Raw genomic sequence first — 2,886 nt, forward strand, 5'->3', positions numbered from 1 at the left:
CCACCAAACGTCACGATGTTCATGCCAATCAATATTGCCACCCGTGCGTTTGAGCACAACAACCTTATCGATGGTCTTTACTTCTGGGTTGGTGAGTGCTTCATCGACGTTTTTCTTCAGTGGTACTGCGCGCCCACCGCGAACGCCCTCGTCTGCAGTGATAACGATTTTCGCATCTGAGTCGATGATACGACCGGATAGAGCTTCGGGTGAGAAGCCTCCAAACACAACAGTATGAACCGCCCCGATACGTGTACATGCCAGCATTGCGATAGCCGCTTCCGGCACCATTGGCATGTAAAGACAAACTACGTCGCCTTTGTGCACACCCTGCTCTTTTAGTGCGTTAGAGAACTTACATACTTCTTTGTGTAGCTCATTGAATGTGAGGGTTTTATCGTCGGCAGGATCGTCCCCTTCCCAGATGATCGCGACTTCATCACCACGCTCGGCAAGGTGACGGTCAATACAGTTTGCAGATACGTTTAGCGTGCCGTCCTCGAACCAACGAATATTGACGTGACCAGTATCGAATGACGTATTTTTTACTTGAGTGAATGGCTTAATCCAATCGATAACTTTACCGTGCTCACTCCAGAAGCCCTCAGGATCAGCGACTGACTGCTGATACATGGCCAGGTAAGTGTCATTATCCGCATGGGTATGGTTTTTAATATTTTCTTTTACCGGATAAACGTGGGCTTCGCTCATGGGCTTTCTCCTTGCGCCTTTAATTTTCGACCTTTGTCTTTTGTCGGGGCGTTCTTTGGTAAGTGTTATATAAGAACGTGTCAGTACAGTTTACTGTCAGTCACAGTGGGTATTTCCACAATTAGACTTTAGGATTAGAGTGATGAATGCGCCGTGATATCGCTAAATTAAAAGTGATTGTGGGACGTGGATCGAAAGCCGAGCATTGAGCTTATTGGCGGCCGTGTTGTTTTGATACCTGGTGTCACAAGGGGAAGAGTGTGCGATTGACTGTTCCCTTTTTTCATTGTGCATTTCGATCCATAATGCCACTTCCCAAACGTTTACGTGTCTTTGACCGTTAGTTGTTTCGTTTTTTAGGATATCAGTGATGTTGAAACCCTCTCCGTATGGCTGGATTTCCCAGTACTTTCTCGGGTTCTTTTTTGCGTATGGTGTGTATCTGCCATTTTGGTCGTTGTGGTTTAAAGAGCAGGGCGTTTCTGCGACAGACATTGGTCTGTTGGTTGGTCTAGGTTTGGCGACGCGATGTGTGGCAAACATGATACTCACTCCACGTTTGCACAAAGTCGAACACATTATGCCCGCCTTGCGTTGGTTGAGCCTCGCCGCTCTTATTTTTGTTGGCTTCCACTTTTTTACTGGTGGCAACTTCTGGTTAATGGCACTTGCCACTGTCTTGTTCAACTTGTGTTGTGGTCCTGTGGTGCCTTTATCTGATGCCATGGCAAACTACTATGCTCGTTTGAAGATGCTCGATTACGGTCGCACCCGTTTATGGGGCTCGGTTGCCTTTATTGCAGGCTCGACCGTGGTTGGCTTCTTGGTGGCTAAGTTTGGTTCTGACATGATTTTGTATACGGCGATGGTCGGGGTATTTTTCTCGCTATTGTTTGCCATGCGTAACCCCTCTCCAATGCCAGTGACACGAGGCGATCAACATGCAGAGCGTCCAAAGATCAGAGCGTTGCTGACGGATAAGTCTGTCGTGAAGTTTCTTGTGCTGGTGGCGTTAATTCAGGGCAGTCACGCGGCGTATTACGGTTTTAGTGCCATCCATTGGAAGGCAGCAGGTCATTCAGAGGACATGATAGGTTACTTATGGAGCTTGGGCGTCGCTGCAGAAGTTGCGGTGTTCGCTCTTAGTAAGCGTCTGTTTGTCGGTTGGTCTCTGCGAGGTCTATTTGTGGTTGCGGCTGGTGGTGTGATGCTGCGTTGGGGAATGACAGCTGCAACGACTTCTATTTTAGCTCTGGTGGTGGTGCAACTGCTTCACGGCGTGACGTTTGCAATGGCGCACATTGCTGCAATTCAATACATTCAGAACTCAGCAGAGAACAAGATGGTGGCATTGCAGGCGTTGTACAACGCGCTTCCGCTGGGGGCTTTCATCGCACTGATGACGGTTATCAGTGGCTGGGGTTATGAGCTCTGGGGGGCGAATATCTTCTGGTTGATGGCAGCAATGGGCTTTGTTGCACTGTTCATCAAAGTTGATCCTCAACGAGATGGGAGCAACGTCGTTGACCTCTCAGCGAATGCTCCTGAAGCACAGAATTGAGCATCTGTGACGAAGGTTAAAAACTAATCTTTGTCTCTGTTGTGAAAGCAGTGTTAAATAAACCTCTCCCTCATGGAGAGGTTTTTTTTATCTTGCTTTAAAAATAGCAAGGAAGGCAAGAAAGGATATCGGATGCAAGGATGGCTAGTGATTCTCGTTTCTTTGGTGTATTTGGGAATCTTGTTTTTAATCGCTTGGTACGGTGACAAACAAAAGAGATGGCTGGCACATTGGCGGCCATGGATCTACAGTTTGTCGATTGCGGTTTACTGTACGTCTTGGACTTTCTACGGCACGGTCGGGCAGGCGAGCAACAATCCTTGGTCTTTTCTGCCCATCTATATTGCGCCGATCATCGTATTTACCATTGGCTGGCGTGTCCTCGCTCGACTTATCTTGATCGCCAAGCGTGAGCATATTACCTCTATCGCCGACTTCATTGCTGCTCGGTATGGTAAATCGCAAGGCTTGGCGGTGGCTGTCAGTTTGATCGCGGTGGTGGGGATTCTTCCTTATATTGCTTTGCAGTTACGTGGTATCACCATGGGGCTGGAGATCATTGCACCTGACTTGGCTCTTGATCTTAGTTATCAAAACGACAGTGTCTCTTGGTT

Annotated in this window: 2 protein-coding genes and 1 pseudogene; 2 read left to right on the top strand and 1 reads right to left on the bottom strand. The window is 48.0% G+C overall.

Going from position 1 to position 2,886, the window contains the following annotated elements; translation table 11 throughout:
- Positions 1–711, bottom strand: a 711-nt coding sequence (locus tag AND4_RS18580; RefSeq protein WP_009844526.1) for an AMP-binding protein, incomplete at its 3' end; no start/stop codon positions are given.
- Between the two features lie 370 nt (positions 712–1,081).
- Here AND4_RS18580 and AND4_RS18585 point away from each other — a divergent pair.
- The gene (locus AND4_RS18585; protein WP_009844527.1) at positions 1,082–2,272 is read left to right on the top strand and encodes a 3-phenylpropionate MFS transporter; all 1,191 of its coding nucleotides are present in this window, start codon (positions 1,082–1,084) and stop codon (positions 2,270–2,272) included.
- A gap of 132 nt (positions 2,273–2,404) precedes the next feature.
- Positions 2,405–2,886 (top strand): annotated as a pseudogene (locus tag AND4_RS18590) (hybrid sensor histidine kinase/response regulator); the annotation flags it as partial.

The sequence above is a fragment of the Vibrio sp. AND4 genome (genome assembly GCF_000171815.1).
Taxonomy (GTDB): domain Bacteria; phylum Pseudomonadota; class Gammaproteobacteria; order Enterobacterales; family Vibrionaceae; genus Vibrio.

What these genes read in the sequence shown, in the direction of transcription:
- AND4_RS18585 (WP_009844527.1), top strand. Translation starts at nt 1,082, where the DNA reads ATGTTGAAACCCTCTCCGTATGGCTGGATTTCCCAGTACTTTCTCGGG.